15 protein-coding genes and 1 pseudogene are annotated in these 20,539 nt (G+C 70.7%); 8 read left to right on the forward strand and 8 right to left on the reverse strand.

Annotated elements, in window-relative coordinates:
* Nucleotides 1-167: 167 nt before the first annotated feature.
* Nucleotides 168-1,770 (forward strand): annotated as a pseudogene (locus IPK81_06620) (citramalate synthase).
* A 189-nt stretch (nucleotides 1,771-1,959) separates the two neighbouring features.
* A complete protein-coding gene (locus IPK81_06625; GenBank protein QQS13875.1) occupies nucleotides 1,960-2,373 on the forward strand; it encodes a hypothetical protein in 414 nt (137 codons plus the stop codon).
* Nucleotides 2,374-2,555: 182 nt separating this feature from the next.
* Here IPK81_06625 and IPK81_06630 read toward each other — a convergent pair whose 3' ends face one another.
* The 3 genes from IPK81_06630 to IPK81_06640 form a co-directional block, all read right to left on the reverse strand.
* Nucleotides 2,556-3,827, reverse strand: coding sequence for a CinA family nicotinamide mononucleotide deamidase-related protein (locus tag IPK81_06630; protein ID QQS13876.1), 1,272 nt, complete (start codon nucleotides 3,825-3,827; stop codon nucleotides 2,556-2,558).
* 368 nt (nucleotides 3,828-4,195) lie between these two features.
* Nucleotides 4,196-5,488 carry an O-acetylhomoserine aminocarboxypropyltransferase/cysteine synthase gene (locus IPK81_06635; GenBank protein ID QQS13877.1) on the reverse strand — a complete coding sequence of 431 codons (1,293 nt, stop codon included), beginning with the start codon at nucleotides 5,486-5,488 and terminating at the stop codon, nucleotides 4,196-4,198.
* 352 nt (nucleotides 5,489-5,840) lie between these two features.
* A complete protein-coding gene (locus tag IPK81_06640) occupies nucleotides 5,841-7,748 on the reverse strand; it encodes an ABC transporter ATP-binding protein/permease (protein QQS13878.1) in 1,908 nt (635 codons plus the stop codon).
* A 155-nt stretch (nucleotides 7,749-7,903) separates the two neighbouring features.
* Between IPK81_06640 and IPK81_06645 the strand changes: the two genes are divergently transcribed.
* Both IPK81_06645 and IPK81_06650 read left to right on the forward strand, forming a co-directional pair.
* Nucleotides 7,904-9,019 carry a mandelate racemase/muconate lactonizing enzyme family protein gene (locus IPK81_06645; protein ID QQS13879.1) on the forward strand — a complete coding sequence of 372 codons (1,116 nt, stop codon included), beginning with the start codon at nucleotides 7,904-7,906 and terminating at the stop codon, nucleotides 9,017-9,019.
* A 614-nt stretch (nucleotides 9,020-9,633) separates the two neighbouring features.
* Complete coding sequence (locus tag IPK81_06650; protein ID QQS13880.1) at nucleotides 9,634-10,776, forward strand: epoxide hydrolase; 1,143 nt, start codon at nucleotides 9,634-9,636, stop codon at nucleotides 10,774-10,776.
* Between the two features lie 10 nt (nucleotides 10,777-10,786).
* Here IPK81_06650 and IPK81_06655 read toward each other — a convergent pair whose 3' ends face one another.
* From IPK81_06655 to IPK81_06670, 4 genes are all read right to left on the reverse strand, one after another.
* The gene (locus tag IPK81_06655) at nucleotides 10,787-11,563 is read right to left on the reverse strand and encodes an ion transporter (GenBank protein QQS13881.1); all 777 of its coding nucleotides are present in this window, start codon (nucleotides 11,561-11,563) and stop codon (nucleotides 10,787-10,789) included.
* A 530-nt stretch (nucleotides 11,564-12,093) separates the two neighbouring features.
* Nucleotides 12,094-12,579 (reverse strand): hypothetical protein, encoded by a 486-nt coding sequence (locus tag IPK81_06660; protein QQS13882.1) that lies wholly within the window; start codon nucleotides 12,577-12,579, stop codon nucleotides 12,094-12,096.
* A 5-nt stretch (nucleotides 12,580-12,584) separates the two neighbouring features.
* Nucleotides 12,585-13,967 (reverse strand): cysteine--tRNA ligase, encoded by a 1,383-nt coding sequence (locus tag IPK81_06665; GenBank protein QQS13883.1) that lies wholly within the window; start codon nucleotides 13,965-13,967, stop codon nucleotides 12,585-12,587.
* 107 nt (nucleotides 13,968-14,074) lie between these two features.
* Nucleotides 14,075-15,433 carry a glutamate--tRNA ligase gene (locus IPK81_06670; GenBank protein QQS13884.1) on the reverse strand — a complete coding sequence of 453 codons (1,359 nt, stop codon included), beginning with the start codon at nucleotides 15,431-15,433 and terminating at the stop codon, nucleotides 14,075-14,077.
* Nucleotides 15,434-15,543: 110 nt separating this feature from the next.
* Between IPK81_06670 and IPK81_06675 the strand changes: the two genes are divergently transcribed.
* The 3 genes from IPK81_06675 to IPK81_06685 are packed head-to-tail and all read left to right on the forward strand — an operon-like array spanning nucleotide 15,544 to nucleotide 18,291.
* Complete coding sequence (locus tag IPK81_06675) at nucleotides 15,544-16,266, forward strand: dienelactone hydrolase family protein (protein QQS14983.1); 723 nt, start codon at nucleotides 15,544-15,546, stop codon at nucleotides 16,264-16,266.
* A gap of 35 nt (nucleotides 16,267-16,301) precedes the next feature.
* Nucleotides 16,302-17,279, forward strand: a complete 978-nt coding sequence (locus IPK81_06680; protein ID QQS13885.1) for a tripartite tricarboxylate transporter substrate binding protein — start codon at nucleotides 16,302-16,304, stop codon at nucleotides 17,277-17,279.
* A gap of 40 nt (nucleotides 17,280-17,319) precedes the next feature.
* Nucleotides 17,320-18,291: a tripartite tricarboxylate transporter substrate binding protein gene (locus IPK81_06685; protein ID QQS13886.1), complete on the forward strand. Its 972-nt coding sequence runs from the start codon at nucleotides 17,320-17,322 to the stop codon at nucleotides 18,289-18,291.
* 24 nt (nucleotides 18,292-18,315) lie between these two features.
* Here IPK81_06685 and IPK81_06690 read toward each other — a convergent pair whose 3' ends face one another.
* Nucleotides 18,316-18,888: a hypothetical protein gene (locus tag IPK81_06690; GenBank protein ID QQS13887.1), complete on the reverse strand. Its 573-nt coding sequence runs from the start codon at nucleotides 18,886-18,888 to the stop codon at nucleotides 18,316-18,318.
* Between the two features lie 206 nt (nucleotides 18,889-19,094).
* Here IPK81_06690 and IPK81_06695 point away from each other — a divergent pair, with 206 nt between their 5' ends.
* Complete coding sequence (locus tag IPK81_06695; protein QQS13888.1) at nucleotides 19,095-20,519, forward strand: 3-deoxy-7-phosphoheptulonate synthase class II; 1,425 nt, start codon at nucleotides 19,095-19,097, stop codon at nucleotides 20,517-20,519.
* The last annotated feature ends 20 nt before the right edge of the window (nucleotides 20,520-20,539 follow it).

Raw genomic sequence — 20,539 nt, forward strand, 5'->3', positions numbered from 1 at the left:
CCCTCATCCCCGCCGCGGCTGCCGCGGCGTACCTTCGGGCGCCTTCTCCCCCGCAAGACGGGGGAGAAGGGATGAGAATGCGAGCCGCGGCGCACAACCGTGCGCCTCGCGCGCGAAGCTGGTATCCTGACGCAGACCCCTCAGGGAACGAGCGGAACCGCCGGAAAATGACCTCAGACAACCGCGTCTACCTGTTCGACACCACGCTGCGCGACGGCGCCCAGACGCAGGGCGTCGATTTCTCCGTCGCCGACAAGACCGCCATCGCGCTGGAGCTGGACCGCATCGGGTTGGACTACGTCGAGGGCGGCTGGCCCGGCGCCAACCCCACCGACGACCGCTTCTTCGCCGCGTCGCCGGCGTTCAAGAACGCGAAATTCACGGCGTTCGGCATGACGCGGCGCGCCGGCCGCAGCGCCGCCAACGATCCCGGCCTCAACGCCATCCTCGGCACCGCGGCGCGCACCGTCTGCATGGTCGGCAAGACCTGGGATTTCCATGTCGACGTGGCGCTGGAGGTCGACCGCGCCGAGTACGTCGACATGATCGCCGACTCCATCGCCCACGCCCGCACGCGGGTCGACGAGGCGCTGTTCGACGCCGAGCATTTCTTCGACGGCTACAAGGCCAACCGCGACTACGCGATGAGCTGCCTGCGGGCGGCGCGCGACGCCGGCGCGCGCTGGCTGGTGCTGTGCGACACCAACGGCGGCACCCTGCCGCACGAGGTCGAGCGCATCGTCGGCGAGGTGTGCGCCGAGATCCCCGGCTCGATGGTCGGCATCCACACCCACAACGACACCGAGAACGCCGTCGCCAACTCGCTGGCCGCCGTGCGCGCCGGCGCCCGCCAGGTGCAGGGCACGATCAACGGGCTGGGCGAGCGCTGCGGCAACGCCAACATGATCGCGCTGATCCCCAACCTGATGCTGAAGATGGGCTACGACACCGGCATCCCGATGGAGCGCCTGTCGCAGCTCACGCATCTGTCGCGCCTGCTCGACGACCGGCTCAACCTCGCGCCCAACCGCAGCGCCGCCTACGTGGGCCCCCGCGCCTTCGCCCACAAGGGCGGGCTGCACGTCTCGGCGGTCGAGAAGGATCCGCGCACCTACGAGCACATCGATCCGGAGATCGTCGGCAACGAGCGCATCATCGTGGTGTCCGACCAGGCCGGCCGCTCCAACGTCGTGGCGCGCTTCCGCCAGATCGGGCTCGACATCGACGCGCGCGATCCCGCCGTCGCCCGCCTGCTGGAGATCGTCAAGGAGCGCGAGTCCAACGGCTATGCCTATGACGGCGCCGACGCTTCGTTCGAGCTGCTGGCGCGGCGCGAGCTGCACACCGTGCCCGACTATTTCGCGCTGCAGAGCTTCCGCGTGCTGGCGGAGCGGCGCTGGAACGCCAAGGGCGACCTGATCACGCTGTCGGAGGCGACGGTGAAGCTCGACGTCGCCGGCCATCGCGGCATGGAGGTGGGCGAGGGCAACGGCCCGGTCAACGCCCTCGACGCCGCGCTGCGCAAGGCGCTGCTGCCGCACTACGCCGAGCTCGAGGATATGACGCCTGGTCGACTTCAAGGTGCGCATCCTCGACTCGGCCGGCGGCACGGCGGCCGTCACGCGCGTGATGATCGAGAGCGCCGACGGCGAGGGCCGCCGCTGGACCACGCTGGGCGTGTCGCCGAACATCATCGACGCCGCCTACAACGCCCTGCACGACGCCATCACCTACAAGCTGTTCCGCGACGGCGCGAAGCCGGCGCCGTAGGCGCGCGCAACTGCACGCAACACGCAGGAGGCGACAGTATCTGTGGTCGTTGTCAGTCTCGCCAGGATTCCCTATGTCGTGACCCCCTGTATGGAGGGAATGATGTGCCGCGGCTGGCAGAAAAAAATGCTGGATGGGCTCGAGTTCACCACGCCGTCGCCACGGTGAGATGCTTCCACGATGCCGAAAATGACTACCATCAATTCGAGGGCGTGGATCTGGATCACCTTGATTGGCGGCGGCCTCACCCTATGGGGCCTATCGAGCTTCATCTCGCATTTCAGAAGGGAGGCCGCGCTCGTCGCGCCGGCGGCTACGGACGATGGACGCGCATGCGACATCGCCTCGGCGAGGGTGCGCGCGAAGCTAAAGGCGTCGTCAACGCCACGCAGAACAGACTGTTCAGTGGCTCACTACGAGAAGTCGATTGCCTACCGGGGATTCACCGTCACGGTAACAGTCGACGCACAGACTGATTCCGGAGTCATGCTCCGACAGCAATACGTCGTCGACGTGCGCCTCTATGATGGCGGCTGGTGGGAAGTTGACGGCATGCGGATGCACGATAGCAATTCTTGGAAACCGGACGCGCAGCACAAGTAGCGGCGTGCGACCAATTCGGGCCAGGTCGGCCACCGCTTGATCCACAGCACTCGCACTCGGCGGCTACCGATCATGATGACGGTCAGACGTGGCCGCGGCGGCGGGCCCCTCCTCCGGCGCTGCGCGCCACCTTCTCCCCCGATGAGGGGGAGAAGGGAATGACAAATCGAAGTCCGCCCCCCTTACCGTCGCTCGAAATCGACCCTCTCGTCGACCGGGAGGCCGAGCAGCGCGCGGCGCAGGCAGTCCAGCGCCAGCTCGGCGGCGCCGATGCGGACCCAGTCGCGGCCGCCGACCAGGCGCGCGGGCCGCGCCACCGTGGCGCCCGCGCCGGCGATGCCGACCACGACATGGCCGCCGAGATCGGGCGTGTCCGGCGCGTCGTCGAGCTGGACCAGCGAGACCAACGCGTGGCTGGCGCCGCTCGCCTTGCGCAGCGAATCGGCCAACGCGACGGCGAGCGCGTCCGACACGCCGCCGGCCGCCGCCGTCGGATCGGCGCCGCAGCCGGCGGCGAGCTGCGCCAGATCGCGCGACACGATCCCGCGGCGGAACACCGTCTCGGCCCCCGCGCCCGGCGCCAACCGCGCCGCGATGTTGCCGCCGGTCAGCGTCTCGGCCACCGCCAACGTGCCGCCCCTCGCGCGCAGCGTGTCGAGCACCACGCCCTCCAACGACTGCGTATCCTCGGCGACGATGAAATTGCCCAGCCGCCGACGCACCTCGGCCTCGATCGGCGCCAGCATCGCGTCGAGCGAGGCGGTGTCGTCGCCGCGCGCCGCCAGCTTGGTCTCGAGCTGCGGATAGTGCGCCTGGAAGCCGAGCTTGACGCGGCCGTCCGGCGCCATCGCCTCGATGTCCTTGAGCATGTCGTCGGCGCGCGACTCGCCGATGCCGAAGGAGTGGAACCGTTTCAGCCGCGTCACGCCCTTGACGCCGGCCATCGCCAGCAGCCGCGGGATCACCTGCTCGTCGACCATGCGGCGCATCTCGCGCGGCACGCCGGGGGTGAAGATGAACCGCGCCTTGCCGATGGTGACGGCGAAGCCGCAGGCCGTGCCGATCGGATTGTCGACGAACTCCGCGCCGGCCGGCAGCATCGCCTGCTTGCGGTTGTTGGGCGGCATGACGCGGTTGCGCCGGGCGTAGAACGCCTCCATGCGCGCCAGCCACGCCTCGTGCAGCTCCAGCCCGACGCCGGCGGCCTCGGCCGCGACCTCCTGCGACAGGTCGTCGACCGTGGGACCCAGCCCGCCGTTGACGATCACCGCGTCGGCGCGCGAAGCGGCCTGCTTGAAGGCCGCCATCAGCGTGGCGCGGTCGTCGCCGACCGTGGTGCCCCACACCGGATCGAGCCCCTCCTCGATCAGCCGGCGGGCGATGTGGCCGTAGTTGGTGTTGATCGTCTTGCCGCTGAGGATCTCGTCGCCGGTGCAGAGGATCTCGATACGCATGAAGTCTCCCGCGCCGCACGGGCGCCGTTCCGTTTCAGATCGCGCCGGGGCATGGCCCCGGCACCGACTTCCTGTCATCCCGAGCGTAGCGAGGGATCCAGGGGCGGCGCCTGGATCCCTCGCTACGCTCGGGATGACAGGGGTGCGCCGCGCCGCCGCTCCGAGTCGTCCCACCCGCGGGATCGCTCCCGGTGCCTCCCGTCCGTCATCCCGAGCGCGGGGAGGGATCTTTCCACTCCGCGCCGTGGACCTGAAAGATCCCTCGCCGCGCTCGGGATGACGGTGGCGGACGTCGGCGGCGTTCCATCGAGCGCCACCGCGCATGCTCGCACCGGGACGGCGGCCTGGACCGCCGTCCCCGCGGACGCCTACGCCGCCGCCAGCGCCTGGTCGAGGTCGGCGAGGATGTCGTCGATGTGCTCCAGCCCGATCGACAGCCGCACGTAGCCCGGCGTGACGCCGGTCTGGTGCTGCTCCTGCGCGGTGAGCTGGGAATGCGTGGTCGACGCCGGATGGATCGCGAGGCTGCGCGAATCGCCGATGTTGGCGACGTGGTAGAACATCTTGAGGCTGTCGATGAACCGCCGCCCGGCCTCGGCCCCCTCCTTGAGCTCGAAACCGAGCAGCGCGCCGTGGCCGCGCGAGAACACCGCGTCGCGCCGCCCGGCCGCCTCGCCGGTCTGCAGCGAGGGGTGGATCACCTTGGCGACCTTGGCGTGCTTGGAGAGGTGCTTCGCCACCGCCGTCGCGTTGTCGCAGTGCACGCGCATGCGCAGCGGCAGCGTCTCCAGCCCGTTGATGAACATGAAGGCGTTGAACGGGCTCATCGGCGCGCCGATGTCGCGCAGCAGGGTGACGCGCGCCTTGATGATGTAGGCGACCGGGCCGATGGACTTCACCGCCTGGGTCCACACCGCGCCGTGATAGCTCGGGTCCGGCGTGTTGAGCATCGGGAAGCGGTCGGCGTGCTTCTCCCAGTCGAAATTGCCGCCGTCCACGAGGATGCCGCCGATCGAGTTGCCGTGGCCGCCGATGTACTTGGTGGTCGAGTGCAGCACGACGGCCGCGCCGTGGTCGAACGGCCGGCAGATCACCGGCGCCGCGGTGTTGTCCATGATCAGCGGCACGCCCAGCTCGCGGCCGATCCTCGCGACCTCGGCGATCGGGAACACCGTCAGCTTCGGATTGGGCAGCGTCTCGGCGTAGTAGCAGCGCGTCCTCGAATCGGTGGCGCGGCGGAAGGCCTCCGGATCCGTCGGATCGACGAAGCGACATTCGATGCCCATCGTCTTCATGGTGTTGGCGAAGAGGTTCCACGTGCCGCCGTAGAGGTCGGTCGAGGCGACGAAATTGTCGCCGGCGTGGCAGATGTTCTGGACCGCGAACAGCGAGGCGGCCTGGCCGGAGCCCAGCGCCAGCGCCGCCACGCCGCCCTCCAGCGCCGCCACGCGCGCCTCGAGCACGTCGCAGGTCGGATTGCCGATGCGGCTGTAGATCGGCCCGAGCTCGGTCAGCGAGAACAGGTTCGCCGCGTGCTGCGTGTCGCGGAACTGGAAGCTGGTGGTCTGGTGGATCGGCACGGCGACCGCGCCGGTCGCCGCGTCGCTGCGGTAGCCGGAATGCAGGACGATGGTCTCGGGATGCTTGCTGTCGGTCGGCATCTTCGTCTCCCCTCGCGCTGATTGGGCGCGGCCGGCCGGGACGCCGTTCCGCGCGGCCGCACTATACAGGATCGGACGCCGGCGGCGACGGGGCCGGCGCGGCGGCGGCACCATCCCTTCTTCCCCGTCTTCGGGGGAGAAGGTGGCGCGAAGCGCCGGATGAGGGGCGCGGTGCGGCGCACACGCGAGATCGCCGACATGACGCGCGCGGCGCGGGCGATGGCGAAGACGAAGACCCCTCATCCCCGCCGCGGCTGCCGCGGCGTACCTTCTCCCCCGAGGACGGGGAGAAGGGAAAAAATAGGGCGGCGTCTGGTCCGCGGTCCCATCCCTCACGCGACGGCGACGGGCGCTAGCGCGGCGGCGGCGGGCCGAGCTTGTGGAACCGGGTCGGCGGCTTGCGCGGCACCGGCTGGCGGCGGCGGTCGCCGCCGGCGATCCGGGGCAGCGCCGCGCCGCGGTCGGCGGCGGCCGGCGTCGGCGCGGCCGCCTCGCGCACCAGCCGCGCGCCCTCGGCGCCACGCACCAGCGACTCGATCCGGTCGTGGAACGGCTCGAGGCCGGGTCCGTGGGTGATGCTGATGACGGTCGAGTCCGGCAGGTCGGCGGCGAGCACGGCCATGATCTCGGCCCGCGCGTCGCCGTCGAGCGCGACCAGCGCCTCGTCCATCACGATCCAGCCGGGCTTGTGCAGCAGCACCCGGGCGAACGCGACGCGCTGCTGCTCGCCGGCCGACAGCACGTTCTCCCAGCGGTCGACGTCGCCCAGACGGGGCGCCAGCGCGGCCAGGCCGCAGCGCGCCAGCGCCTCGGTCAGGGCCGCGTCGTCGAACGTGTCCTCGGCCGACGGGTAGGTCAGCGCCATGCGCAGCGAGCCCAGCGGCATGTAGGCGCGCTGCGGCAGGAACATGAACTCGGCGTCGCGCGGGATCTCGACGCGGCCGGCGCCCCACGGCCACAGCCCCGCCAGCGCGCGGATCAGCGTGCTCTTGCCGCTGCCGGAGTCGCCCTTGATGAGCACCTTCTCGCCGGGCGCGACCGCGAAGTTGGCGCCCTGCACCACGACGGCGCCGTCGGGATAGGCGAGGTCGACGTCGCGCAGGCGCAGCGCGCCGTCGTCGGACGCCGCGTGGACCACCGTGTCGGGACCGGCGCGCCCCGCCTCGGCGTCGACGCGGTCGAGCGCCTCCATCAGGCCGACGACGCGCTCGACGCTGGCCGCCCACTCGCTGTAGCGCGACACGTTGTTGACGAAGTACGACAGCGCCGCCTGGACCTGGGCGAAGGCGCCGGCGATCTGCATCAGCCCGCCCAGCGCGATCCGGCCCGACAGGTACTGCGGCGAGGCGACGACGATCGGGAACACCGTCGCCAGCATGTTGTAGCCGACCGACAGCCCGGTCATCGTGCGCAGGCTGTTGATCAGCCGCCGCCACACCCGCACGACGTCCTTGAGCGCGTGGTCGAGGTCGTGGCGCTCGTCGGCCTCGCCGCGCAGCAGGGCGATGCCCTCCGAGGATTCGCGCACGTGCACGAGACGGAAGCGGAACTCGGCCTCGCGCTCGCGCCGGTCGTAGTTGATGGCGACCATCGGCCGGCCGATCAGCCACGCGGCGAACGATCCGACGAAGGCGTAGAGCAGCGCCGCCCACACCATGTAGCCGGGGATGCCGATCTCCATCCCGGCGACCGGCACCACCAGCGCGCCCGACAGCGCCCACAGGATGCCGATGAACGACAGCAGCAGCAGCAGGTTGTCGAAGATGCCCAGCGAGAAGTCGACCGCCGTCTCGGTGGCGACGCGGATGTCCTCGGCGATGCGCTGGTCGGGATTGTCGTGGTCGCCCTTGAGGAAGCCGAGCTGGTAGTGCCGGCCCGAATCGACCCAGCGCTTCAGCACCTTGCGCGTCATCCAGCGGCGCCAGCCGACCTGCAGGTTCATGCGCAGATGGAGCTGCGCCATCGACACCACGACGCACAGCGTCAGCCAGCCGAGGAACAGCGCGCCCTGGCGCAGGAAGTCCGACGTCGCCTTGCGCTCCAGCGCGTTGAAGAAGTCGGCGTTCCAGAGGTTGACCTGGACCTGGATGTAGACCTGCAGGATCGACATCAGCAGCAGCGCCGCGACGACGGAGCGGCGCAGCCACACCTGGTCGGCGCTGAAATAGCCCTTGCCCAGCCGCCAGTAGTCGCGGATCGGCGAACGCCTGGCGCGCATGCCGCCGCCGTCAGTCCTCGCCGGCGCCGCCGTCTCCGCCATGCGCCTCCCCCCGCGCGTCCGCCCGGTATCGTCCCGCCGGAACCTCCGCCGCGCGGCGGAAGGGTCCGGCGGCCATTGTGGAGCGCGCCGCGGCGACGCGCTAGGCTCGCGCGGCGCGTCCGCGGCGGACGCGCGTTTCCGTCCGGAGCCCGTCCATGGCCGTCGACACCACCATCACCGCGCTGCGCACGACCCTGATCCAGGCGCCGTGGGTCGGCGCGCCGCCGGCCGCCGGCATCCTGCCGCCCAAGGACCGCGAATACGTGGTGCTGGAGATCGAGACGAAAGGCGGCATCACCGGCATGGGCTACCTGCAGCCGCTGCGCGGCGGCTCGGCGACGCTCGACGCCTGCTTCAAGGACATGATCGCGCCGCTGGTGATCGGCCGCGACGCCACCGAGATCGAGGGCATCTGGCAGAGCCTCTGGAAGGGCACGTACTGGATGGGCCGCGCCGGCGTCGCGGTGTTCTGCCTGTCGGCGGTCGACATCGCGCTGTGGGACATCCTCGGCAAGCGCGCCGGGCTGCCGCTGTACCGCCTATGGGGCAAGGCGCGCGACTCGGTGCCGGCCTACGGCTCGGGCGTGTGGCGCGGGCTGGGCCGCGACGGCATGATCGAGCGCGCGCGGCAGTTCACGTCGATGGGGCTGAAGGCGATCAAGATGCAGGTCGCGCATCTGCGGCCGTGGCGCGAGGACGTCAAGAACGTGCTGGCGATGCGCGAGGCGCTGGGACCCGACGTCGAGATCATGATCGACGTCAACATGGGCTGGACCGCCGACACCGCGATCCAGGCCGGCCACCGCATCGACGAGGCCGATCCCTACTGGCTGGAGGAGCCGGTGGTGTGCGAGGACTTCGCCGGCTACCGCCGCGTCGCCGCCGCGCTGAAGACCCGCGTGGTCGGCGGCGAGAGCCATTTCACGCGCTTCGACCTGCGGCCGTTCTTCGAGAACCCCAGCACGCCGATCCTGCAGCCCGACCCGATGCGCGGCGGCCTCACCGAGCTGCGCAAGATCGCCACGGTGGCCGACACCTGGGGCATCCAGCTCGCGCCGCACCTGTTCCACGAGCTGATGGTCCACGTGCTGTGCTCGATCCCCAACGCCAACTACGCCGAGTACATGACCTGGAGCGACGACGTCTGGGTCGAGCCGGCGATCCCGGTCGACGGCATGCTCAAGCCGCCGGAGGCGCCCGGCCACGGCCTGCGCTTCAAGCCGGAATTCCTGCGCGACATGCGGGTCGGCGGCTCGGAGATGCGGGGGTAGATCAGCGAGCGTACGGTATTGCGCCAGTCGGTTGCCAACCTACTTTGAACGCACGAGCGGACACGGTGGCTCAACGACAATCAGACGTCCTCGATCCCAACCGCCGGCTAAGAACAGCGGGGTTCGTCGGCGCAGGCGTTTGCGCGCTCCTCGTCGTCGCGTGGATCAATCTCGAAATCATGACATGGCGTGCGTACGATCGCCTGGGAAAAGACCTCAACGACGGCCCGGAGCAGTGCTTTGGTGGGCAAGCAGGCCCTGAAGTCGCTAGTCGCCTGAGCACGTTGTGGATCGCTTGTGTCGATTTCACAGATGGGCCTCGAATGGACACGCGGGCCGGCCCTCAAGTCCGCTGCCAGCCCCGGCCACTCTTCGACTGGAGCCGCGCCCCACAACCTCGATCGACAATGCTGATCATTTCACTCGATGAACGAGGGTGCGTCGGTGGCCCGTAGGCCGTGCCGCTTATTGGGCCAAATGACCTACATTGTCATCCCGAGCGCAGCGAGGGATCTTTGAGCGGCGGAAAGATCCCTCGCTGCGCTCGGGATGACGGGTGAAGTGTCGGGGCATTGCGCCCCACCGCGACCGACAGCTTTGGAGGACATCCAACCATGACCGACGCCATCACCCCATTCACCATCGCCGTGCCCGACGACGTGCTCGACGATCTGCGGGCGCGGCTGCGCAACACGCGGTGGCCGGAGGCGGAGCCGGTCGACGACTGGAGCCAGGGCGCGCCGCTGGCGTGGATCAAGGAGGTGTGCGCGTACTGGGCCGAGCGCTACGACTGGCGCGCGCGCGAGACGGCGCTGAACCGCTTCCCGCAGTTCACGACGCCGATCGACGGGCTCGGCATCCATTTCGTCCACGCCCGCTCGCCGCATCCCGGCGCCAAGCCGCTGCTGATCACCCATGGCTGGCCGGGCTCGATCGTGGAGTTCCACAAGGTCATCGAGCCGCTGGTCGATCCCGTGGCCCATGGCGGCGACGCCGCCGACGCGTTCCACGTGGTGTGCCCGTCCCTGCCCGGCTTCGGATTCTCCGGCAAACCCACGACGACGGGCTGGGGCGTGGGCCGCATCGCGGCGACATGGGCGGCGTTGATGGCGCGGCTGGGCTACGACCGGTATTTCGCGCAGGGCGGCGACTGGGGCTCGGCGGTGACGACGGCGCTGGGCGCCGCCGATCCGGCTCATTGCGCCGGCATCCACATCACCTTGGCGATGTCGACGCGGCCGAAGGTCGACGGCGCGCCGACGCCGGAGGAGGCGCGCGCGCTGAAGGGCATCCAGTACTACGGCGACTGGGATTCGGGCTATTCCAAGCAGCAATCCACCCGCCCGCAGACCGTCGGCTACGGACTGACGGATTCGCCCGCCGGCCAGGCGGCGTGGATCCTCGAGAAATTCTGGGCGTGGACGGATTGCGACGGCCATCCCGAGAACATCCTCACGCGCGACGAGCTGCTCGACAACGTCATGCTGTACTGGACGACGGCCACCGCGACGTCGTCGGCGCGGCTCTACTGGGAGAGTTTCCGGCCGGAGAGCCGCCGTCCCTTCCAGGTGACGGTGCCGACCGGCGTGGCGGTGTTCCCGAAGGAGATCGTGACGCCGGTGCGCAAATGGATGGCCGAGAGCTTCACCGACATCCGCCACTGGAGCGAGATGGCGAAGGGCGGGCACTTCGCGGCGTTCGAGCAGCCGGCGCTGTTCGTCGAGGACGTGCGGAAATTCTTCCGGACGCTGCGGTAGCGGCCGCCGCCTACACGGCGCCCTCGGTCGGGATGTGCAGGACGCGGCCGCAGTGCTTGCAGTGCACGGCGTCGGTGTCGTGCGCGAGCAGGCCGCAATCCGGGCATTCGTGCCGGACCTTGGGCGGGCGGAAGACCGCCTGGAGGAGCCGCAGGAACAGGCTCACGCCGACCACCATGATGACCACCGCGAGCAGGCGTCCGCCCGGCCCCTGCAACGTGATGTCGCCGAAACCCGTGGTCGTGAGCGTGGTGATCGTGAAGTAGAGCGCGTCGATATAGTGCGAGATCGCAGGGTTGGTGCGGTGCTGGGTGACGTAGACCACCGACGTCACGATGAAGATGAAGACGCCGAGCGTGACGGTGCGCTGGATGACGTCCTCGTGGCGCCGGAACCACGGCGAGTCGGCGCGCAGGTCGCGCAGCAGATGGTAGGACCGCAGCACCCGCAGCGCGCGCGCGATCCGCAGGAACGCGAGGTTCTCGACGAAGACCGGCAGCAGCAGCGAGACGATCACAACCACGTCGGCGGCGGTCGCGAAGCTCAGCAGGAACCGCCGCCGCGCCGTCTCGGCGTAGAGCCGGGCCGCGAGATCCACCGTCAACGCGAGTCCGATGGCGACGTCCAGCGGGATGATCCACCAGCTGTCGCCGGCGAACGACGACAGCAGGAACACCGCGATGGTGGCGACGTCGAACAGGATGAGGCCGTAGCGGAACCGGCGCGCGCGCGGGCCGGTCCCGAAATACAACGCCTGCAATCTGGTCCGTAGCCGCTGCGTCGCCATGCCGGTGCGGTTCCACCCGCGCGGTGCCGCCGCGCCCGGCGCGACTTTGCGTCATTCCCCGCCGGATGTAAAACCGCGGGCGCGGGCGGCGCGTCACCGCATCCCGGCGATCGCCGGTGCGAACGCGCGACGGACAACGCCGCCGGTGTGGCCGACGGACCGCAACGCCGCGCGGTCGGCGCCGAACCCCGGGCGGCGCACCCCGCGCCGGCGCTGGCCCACGCGGCGGGACGCCCCCTCCGTCATCCCGAGCGCAGCGAGGGATCTTCAGGCGGCATACGGATCGGCAAACATCCCTCGCTACGCTCGGGATGACAGTGGGCGGGTTCAAGAGGACAGGCGCGCAGTCCGGCGACCACGGGCGATAGACTCGTGTCGTGGAAGGTCGGCGCGTCCTACGTCGACGCCGGCACGGCGCGGCGGGAGACGACGAAATCGAGGATGTCGGGCACGGCGCCGTCGATCGTGAGCTCGACGGGCGCGTGGCTTCGCGGGCGCGGACGGATGTCGAGCGCCTCGGCTTCGGTCGATCAGCGCGATTCCATCCACGTCGACCACGGCACGAAGGTGGCGCGGCCGCGCGTGGCGGGCCGGCGGCGGGCGTTGCCGGTGTTGAACGGCGCGACGTGGGCGCGGTCGCGGTGGCGCGCCAGCAGCGCGCCGGCGTCGATGGTCAGCACGATCTGCGGCGTGCGGCGGCAGGCGCGCAGATGGCGCTCGACGCGGTCGGCGTCGCACCAGAAGAACACCTTGCCGTTGAGCAGCGCGTACCACTGCGTCGGCCGCATGCCGACCAGACAGCCACGCAGCGCGTCGGGCGGCATCGGCGCCTGGTCGCGGATCACCGAGCCGTCGGAGAGGACGACCCGCGCCGCGCGCTGGCCGGCGATGGCGGCGCGGTCGTCCGGCCGGCTTCCCGCGCGCGCCACCAGCGCCGACGCCGACAGCAGGCCGTCGCGCCGGATCGACGGCCAGTTGGCGGCCTCGGCGATGTGGAAGACGCGCGCTCCCACCACCGTCGTCAGCCGCGCTTCCAGGTCGTGCCCTTGGGACCGTCCTCGAGAACGACGCCCCTGGCCGCGAGGTCGCCGCGGATGCGGTCGGCGCCGGCGAAGTCCCTGGCCTTGCGCGCCGCCTGGCGGGCGGCGATGGCGGCCTCGATCTCGGCGTCGGACGGTCCCGACGCCGCGGCCGCGGGCGTCCAGCGGAACCACGCCTCCGGGTCCTGCCACAGCAGCCCCAGCGTCGCGGCGCCGGCCAGCAGCGCCGATTTGGCGGCGGCGCGTTCGGCGTCCGTCGTGGCGCGGTTCAGCGCGCCGAGACGCTCGTGCAGATGGCTCAGCGCCAGCGGCGTGTTGAGATCGTCCTCCAGCGCGGCGTCGATCTCGGCCGGAGCCTCGACCGGCGCGGCGTCGACGCCGGCGGCGCCGCGCAGCGCCTGGTAGAAACGGTCCAGCGTCGCCTTGGCGACGCGCAGTCCGTCCTTGGTGAAGTCCAGCGGCTGGCGGTACTGCGCCGTCAGCAGCAGCAGACGCACGGCCTCGCCGGGGAACTCCTCGAGCAGCTCCCGGATGGTGAAGAAATTGCCCAGCGACTTCGACATCTTCTCGCCGCCGGCGACGATGAAGCCGTTGTGCATCCAGTACTTCGCCATCAGCGAAGTGCCGTGGGCGCAGCGGCTCTGGGCGATCTCGTTCTCGTGGTGCGGGAAGATGAGGTCGAGCCCGCCGCCGTGGATGTCGAAGGTCTCGCCGAGATGGCGCAGGCTCATGGCCGAGCACTCGATGTGCCAGCCCGGGCGGCCGCGGCCCCACGGGCTGTCCCAGCCGGGCTGCTCCGGCGTCGACGGCTTCCACAGCGTGAAGTCCGCGGGATCGCGCTTGTGGCGCGCGACGTCGACGCGCGCGCCGGCGACCAGCTCGTCGCGGGAGTGGCGCGACAGGCGGCCGTACCCGGCCATGCTCGGCACGTGGAACAGCACCTCGCCGCCCTCGGCGTAGGCGTGGCCGCGCGCCACCAGCCGGCCGATGATGTCGATCATCTCCGCGATGTGCGTGGTGGCCCTGGGCTCGACGTCGGGCGGCAGCGCGTTGAGCGCGCGGCAGACATCGGCGAAGGCGGCCGACGTGCGCGACGTCAGCGCGTCGATCGGCTCACCCGACTCGCGGGCGCGCTCGATGATCTTGTCGTCGATGTCGGTGATGTTGCGGACGTAGGTGACGCGCGGGTAGCGGCGCTTGAGCAGCCGATAGAGGACGTCGAACACGACGACCGGCCGGCCGTTGCCGATATGGACGTCGTCGTAGACGGTCGGTCCGCAGACGTACATGCGCACATTCGCGGGATCGAGCGGGACGAACGCCTCCTTGGCGCGCGTCAGCGTGTTGTGGATATGGAGAGGCACGGGAAGGCTCCGGATGCGCGGACGACAGGCGTGGACGCGCGGCGCCGGGCCGCGCGCGTTCATCGACCCCTAGGCGGGGCCCGCCTCCTTACATCGCCGTCCGAGCGTCATGCCCGCTCCCCCTTCAACCGCGCCAGCACTTTACCACGGCCGATCAGCGAAATCATCCCGGCCATCTCCGGGCCGCGCTCGCGCGCCGTCAACGCCAGACGCAGGGGATGGAACAGCGCCCTGCCCTTCGCGCCGGTGGCGCCCGACACGGCCGACGTCCACGCCTTCCACGTCGCGCCATCCCACGGCTCCGGCGGCAACGCGTCGGCGGCGGCCGCCAGGATCTCGGGGGCTTCGAGCGTCGGGGTCAGCGGCCCGCGCACCACGGCCGCCCATTCGGCGGCGTCCTCGACGCGCTGCAGGTTGCCACGCACCGCCAGCCAGAACGCCTCGCCGAGATCGGCGTCGACGGCGGCCAGGCGCGGACGGACCGTCGCATAGGACAGCCCGTGCGTGGTGCGGGCCGACAGCGCGCGCAGATCGTCCTCCGAGAAGCGCGCCGCGGCCCGGCCGATTTTGGCGAAGTCCATCGACGCGACCAGCACGTCCATGCCGGCGACCGCCTCGACCGGATCGCTGGTGCCCAGCCGGGCCAGCAGCGCGCAGACCGCGAGCGGCTCGATCCCCTCGCCGCGCAGATCCTCCAGCGAGCGCGAGCCCGCGCGCTTGGACAGGCCGGCGCCGTCGGCGCCCGTGAGCAGCGGCAGATGCGCGAATTCCGGCGGCGTGGCGCCCAGCGCGGCGAAGAGCTGGATCTGGGTGGCGGTGTTGGTGACGTGGTCCTCGCCCCGGATGACGTGGGTGATGGCGAGATCGATGTCGTCGACCACCGAAGGCAGCGTGTAGAGGTAGGTGCCGTCGGCGCGGATCAGCACGGGATCGCTCTGGGTCGACCCCTCGACATGCTGGACGCCACGCACGAGGTCGGTCCACGCCACGTCGCCGGCGTCGAGCCGGAAACGCCAGTGCGGGCGGCGGCCCTCGGCCTCGAGCCTCGCGCGGTCTTCGGCGGACAGCTTGAGGGCGGCGCGGTCGTAGAGCGGCGGCCGGCCCTCCGCGAACGCCTTTTTGCGCCGATGCTCCAGCTCGGTCGGCGTCTCGTAGCAGGGATAGAGGCGGCCGGCGGCGACGAGCCGGTCCCGCGCCGCGTCGTGGCGCGCCGCCCGCGCCGTCTGGCTCTCCAGCCGGTCCCAGTCGAGCCCGAGCCAGCGCAGGTCGTCCTCGATGCCGCGCGCGAACTCGGCGGTCGACCGCTCGCGGTCGGTGTCGTCCATCCGCAGGATGAACGATCCGCCGTGGCGCCGCGCGAACAACCAGTTGAACAGCGCCGCGCGCGCGTTGCCGACGTGCAGCCGGCCGGTCGGGCTGGGCGCGAATCGGACGACGGGGGTGGCGGCGGACGTTGCGGGGGGCATGGCGCGACCTTGTGGCGGCGGGGCCGGGAGCGGTCAAGCGGCGCGCGATTTCCAACCGGCGGCCGACGCGCTAGTGTCGGCGGAACAAGGGACCGACCGGGGTGGCGACGATGCGGGTCGAGGACATCGCGTACAACGATGGCGGCACGCGGCTGGTCGGCCAGCTCGCGGTCGACGAGACGCGGCCGGGACGGCGGCCGGGCGTGCTGGTGTGCCACGAGGGGCCGGGCCTGACCGACCACACCAAGATCATCGCCCGGCGGCTGGCGAAGCTGGGCTACGTCGCCTACGCGATGGACTACCACGGCGACGGCAGGCCGCTAGCCAATCCGGCCGACACCATGGCGCGGCTCAACCCGTGGCGGGCCGATCCGACCAGCATCCGCGTGCGCGCCGGCATCGCGCTCAAGCTGCTGGCGGCGCGGCCCGAGGTGGACGCCGGGCGCATGGCGGCGATCGGCTACTGCTTCGGCGGCACGACGGCGCTGGAGCTGGCGCGCGCCGGCGAGGATCTGCGCTGCGTCGTCGGCTTCCACTCGGGACTAGCGACGGCGCGGCCGCAGGACGCCGTCAACATCAAGGCCAAGGTGCTGGTCAACATCGGCGCCGAGGATCCGATCATCCCGCCGGAGCAGCGGCTGGACTTCGAGAAGGAGATGCGCGCCGCCAACGTCGACTGGCGCATGATCCTGTACGGCGGCGCCGGCCACAGCTTCACCAACCCGGCGGCCGACGCGCGCAACATGCCGGGCTTCAAGTACCACGAGCCGACCGACCGGCGGTCGTGGCGCGCGATGCTCGACCTGTTCGACGAGACCCTGGGGCCGGTCTAGGCCCGTCCACGCGAAAACACGGGGAGATGACGCACATGAAACGCCGCACGCTCGTCGCCACCGGCCTCGGCGCCCTCGCCGCGCCCGGCATCGTCCACGCCCAGGCGAAGTACCCGGCCGACCGGCCGATCAAGCTGGTCATCCCGTTCGCCGCCGGCGGTCCGACCGACATCATCGGCCGCAAGGTGGCGGAGAAGATGACCGGCCTGCTCGGCCAGACCATGATCGTCGAGAACAAGGCCGGCGCCGCCGGCGCGATCGGCGCGCTCGAGGTCAAGAACGCCAAGCCGGACGGCTACACGCTGCTGTTCGCCACCTCGTCGACCCACGCCATCAACCCGACGGCGTTCGTCAAGCCGCAGTACGACGCGGTCAAGGACTTCACGCCGATGTCCTCGATCTGCGTCAATCCGCTGATCCTGGTCACCCACCCGTCGATGCCGGACTCGGTCAAGGGCCTGGTCGAGCTGATGAAGAAGAACCCCGGCAAGTACTCCTACGCCTCGTCGGGCACCGGCAGCATCCTCCACCTCGCGGCCGAGTACTTCAAACGCGAGGTCGGCAACATCGACGTGCTGCACGTGCCCTACCGCGGCTCGGGCCCGGCGATGCAGGATCTGCTGCCGGGCACGGTGGTCTGGATGTTCGAGACCTTCAGCACGTCGCTCCAGCACCACCGCGCCGGCAAGCTGCGCATCCTCGCCTACGCGCATTCCAAGCGCGCGCCGATCGCGCCCGAGATCCCGACGATGATCGAGGCCGGCGTGCCGGGCTACGAGGCCTACACCTTCAACCTGATCCTCGGACCGGCCGGCACGCCCAAGGACGTGGTCGACACCATCGACCAGGCGTCGCGCAAGCTGATGGCCGACCCCGACATGATCAAGTTCCTCGAGGGCATCGCGGCGGTGCCGACGGTCGACACAACGCCCGCGCGCACCGCGAAGTTCATCACCGACGAGATCGCCAAGTGGGCGCCCGTCATCAGGTCGAGCGGCGTCAAGATCGAGTGACCCGGCGCCGCCGCAACGCAGAGAGAAGGAACATCAGCGTATGAGACGTCGTGAAGTGCTGGGCGCCATCGGCGGCGCCGTCCTGGCCGCGCCCGCCCTCGCCCAGGGCAAGTACCCCGACAAGCCGATCCGGCTCGTCATCCCGTTCCCGCCCGCCGGCCCCACCGACATCATCGGCCGTCTGGTCGCGGAGCGGCTGACGGTCGCGCTGGGCCAGCAGGTGGTGGTCGACAACAAGGCCGGCGCCGCCGGCGCCATCGGCTCGGTCGAGGTCAAGAACGCCCGGCCCGACGGCTACACGTTCCTGTTCGCGACGTCGTCGACGCACGCCACCAACCCGACCGTGCTGGTCAAGCCGCCCTACGACGCGGTGAAGGATTTCACGCCGGTCTCCTCGATCTGCGTCAATCCGCTGGTGCTGGTGGCGCATCCCTCGATGCCCGACACGCTCAAGGGCCTGGTCGAGCTGATGAAGAAGAACCCCGGCAAGTACTCCTACGGCTCGTCGGGCGCCGGCGGCATCACGCACTTCGCCGGCGAGCTGCTGAAGATCATGGCCGGTGGCATGGACGTGGTGCACGTCCCCTACCGCGGCTCGAACCCGGCGCTGCAGGACACCATCGCCGGCAACGTGGTGTGGATGTTCGAGACGATGAGCACGTCGCTGCAGCTCCACCGCACCGGCAAGATCCGCATCCTCGGCTTCGCGCACACCAAGCGCGCCGCCATCGCCCCCGACATCCCGACCATCATCGAGGGCGGCATCGCCGGCTACGAGGCCTACACCTTCAATCTGATCCTGGCGCCGGCCGGCGCGCCGCAGAACGTGGTCGACACCGTCCACGCCGCCTCGCGCAAGGCCATGCAGGATCCGACGCTGATCAAGGCGCTGGAGGACATCGCGGCCGTGCCGATCCTCGATTCGACGCCGGAGACGACCGCGAAGTTCATCACCGGCGAGATCGCCAAGTGGGCGCCGGTCATCAAGTCGACCGGCTTCAAGGTCGAGTAGCGGCGGCCGGGCGGCGCGCGGCCCTCAGGCCACCGCCGCCCGGATCATCTCGATCGGCAGCACGGCGTCGAAACGGCCGGCGCCGACGGCCTGTTGGTTTCCGCGGTCGAGGCGTTCGTTCCTGAACGCCTCCTGCTCGATCCAGTCGCGGTGGTACAGCCCCGCCTCCGGCACCCCGTTGGCCAGCAGCCGGGTCCGCAGGTAGCCCATGTCGTCGCGCAGGCGCCCGTCGCCGCCCCGCTTCCACGCCTGCACGCAGTGGACGCATTCGTGCGCCAGCGTGCGCGCGACGCTCTGACGCGCCTCGTCGAGCGTGGCCTTGCGCGGACCGGCGCGCCCGGAATCCAGCGAGATCGAGCCGGCGGCGGCGACCCGGACGCAGGCGTCGACGTCGACCATCACCCGCGCGAAGAGGTGCCGGGTGAGGTCGCGCACGGTCGCGACCTGGAGGCGGCCGTGGACGCCGTCGCCGCTGACGCCCTCCCACAGCGGCGAGGTCTTGCCCCGGTCGTAGACGATCTCGACCCGGCGCGAATAGCCCGGCTGGACCGTCGCGGCCATCGGCACGAGGGCGCAAAGCTGGGCTTCAGCGATCATCCTGACATCCGGCATTTCCCATCTCCCCGAGGTCGGCCCGCGCGTGCGGCGCCGCCTCGAGGAGATGAACACGAGCGAACGCTCATTATTCCCGATGATTCGACGGGCCGGCGGCGGCTTGGCAGTTTTTGTGGAAAAGTCGTAGAACCGGGCCCTTCGCGGGAGACCGGGCGACGTTCCGCGCCCGGACGGAAAGGAAAATCGACATGAACGCGATCCAGGCAGCGGCCCAGCGGGCCGCCACGGATCCCGCAACCGCCGGCGTCTCGGCGTCCGGCTGGTCGCCCGAATCCTGGCGCGCCCGGCCGGCGATCCAGATGCCGGTCTACGAGGACGCCACCGCGCTGGCCGCCGCCGAGGCCCGGCTGCGGCGCTATCCGCCGCTGGTGTTCGCCGGCGAGGCCCGGCGCCTGCAGACCGCGCTGGCGCGCGTCGCCGACGGCAAGGCGTTCCTGCTCCAGGGCGGCGACTGCGCCGAGAGCTTCCAGGACTTCACCGCCAACAACATCCGCGACATGTTCCGGGTGCTGCTGCAGATGGCCGTGGTGCTGACCTACGGCGCCGGCATGCCGGTGGTGAAGCTGGGCCGCATGGCCGGCCAGTTCGCCAAGCCGCGCTCCTCCTCGGTCGAGAAGATCGACGGCGTCGAGCTGCCGAGCTACCGCGGCGACAACGTCAACGGCTTCGAGTTCACGCCCGAGGCGAGGCGGCCCGATCCGGAGCGGATGGTGCAGGCCTACAACCAGTCGGCCGCCACCCTGAACCTGCTGCGCGCCTTCGCCCAGGGCGGCTACGCCGACCTGCACGAGGTGCACCGCTGGAACCTCGACTTCGTGCGCAACTCGCCGGCCGGCGAGCGCTACGAGGACCTGTCGCGCCGCCTCGACGAGACGCTGACCTTCATGGCCGCCTGCGGCCTGACCTCGGCGACCACGCCGCAGATCTCGGAGACCGACTTCTTCACCAGCCACGAGGCGCTGCTGCTGCCCTACGAGCAGGCGCTGACGCGCGTCGATTCGACCACCGGCGACTGGTACGACTGCTCCGCCCACATGCTGTGGATCGGCGAGCGCACGCGCCAGCCCGACGGCGCCCACGTCGAGTTCCTGCGCGGCGTGCGCAACCCGCTCGGCTTCAAGGCCGGCCCGGGCATGTCGGCCGACGACGTGCTGCGCCTGATCGACGCGATCAACCCCGGCAACGAGGCGGGCCGCGTCACGGTCATCACGCGCATGGGCGCCGACAAGCTGGCGGCCAACCTGCCGGGGCTGCTGCGCGCCGTCCGCAGGGAGGGCCGCAGCGTCGTATGGTCGTGCGACCCGATGCACGGCAACACCGTGACGGCGTCGAACGGCAAGAAGACCCGCCACTTCGACGCCATCCTGCGCGAGGTCCGGGCGTTCTTCGAGGCGCACCGCGCCGAGGGCACGCATCCCGGCGGCGTGCATTTCGAGATGACCGGGCAGGAGGTCACGGAGTGCCTCGGCGGCGCCGTCGACATCACGGTCGACGGGCTCAGCGCCCGCTACGAGACGCAGTGCGACCCCCGCCTCAACGCCAGCCAGGCGCTGGAGCTGGCCTTCATGCTGGCCGAGCAGCTCAAGGCGGACCGGATCGGGCGCGCGGCCTGACGCCGGCGGCGGCCGGCGCG

The organism is Rhodospirillales bacterium (assembly GCA_016699855.1).
In the GTDB taxonomy this organism is placed as follows: domain Bacteria; phylum Pseudomonadota; class Alphaproteobacteria; order Reyranellales; family Reyranellaceae.

Coding starts and splice junctions, on each gene's coding strand:
- IPK81_06690 (QQS13887.1), bottom strand. CDS start 18,888: ATGATCGCTGAAGCCCAGCTTTGCGCCCTCGTGCCGATGGCCGCGACG.
- IPK81_06650 (QQS13880.1), top strand. CDS start 9,634: ATGACCGACGCCATCACCCCATTCACCATCGCCGTGCCCGACGACGTG.
- IPK81_06675 (QQS14983.1), top strand. CDS start 15,544: ATGCGGGTCGAGGACATCGCGTACAACGATGGCGGCACGCGGCTGGTC.
- IPK81_06655 (QQS13881.1), bottom strand. CDS start 11,563: ATGGCGACGCAGCGGCTACGGACCAGATTGCAGGCGTTGTATTTCGGG.
- IPK81_06685 (QQS13886.1), top strand. CDS start 17,320: ATGAGACGTCGTGAAGTGCTGGGCGCCATCGGCGGCGCCGTCCTGGCC.
- IPK81_06670 (QQS13884.1), bottom strand. CDS start 15,433: ATGCCCCCCGCAACGTCCGCCGCCACCCCCGTCGTCCGATTCGCGCCC.
- IPK81_06680 (QQS13885.1), top strand. CDS start 16,302: ATGAAACGCCGCACGCTCGTCGCCACCGGCCTCGGCGCCCTCGCCGCG.
- IPK81_06630 (QQS13876.1), bottom strand. CDS start 3,827: ATGCGTATCGAGATCCTCTGCACCGGCGACGAGATCCTCAGCGGCAAG.
- IPK81_06640 (QQS13878.1), bottom strand. CDS start 7,748: ATGGCGGAGACGGCGGCGCCGGCGAGGACTGACGGCGGCGGCATGCGC.
- IPK81_06645 (QQS13879.1), top strand. CDS start 7,904: ATGGCCGTCGACACCACCATCACCGCGCTGCGCACGACCCTGATCCAG.
- IPK81_06635 (QQS13877.1), bottom strand. CDS start 5,488: ATGCCGACCGACAGCAAGCATCCCGAGACCATCGTCCTGCATTCCGGC.
- IPK81_06695 (QQS13888.1), top strand. CDS start 19,095: ATGAACGCGATCCAGGCAGCGGCCCAGCGGGCCGCCACGGATCCCGCA.
- IPK81_06625 (QQS13875.1), top strand. CDS start 1,960: ATGACTACCATCAATTCGAGGGCGTGGATCTGGATCACCTTGATTGGC.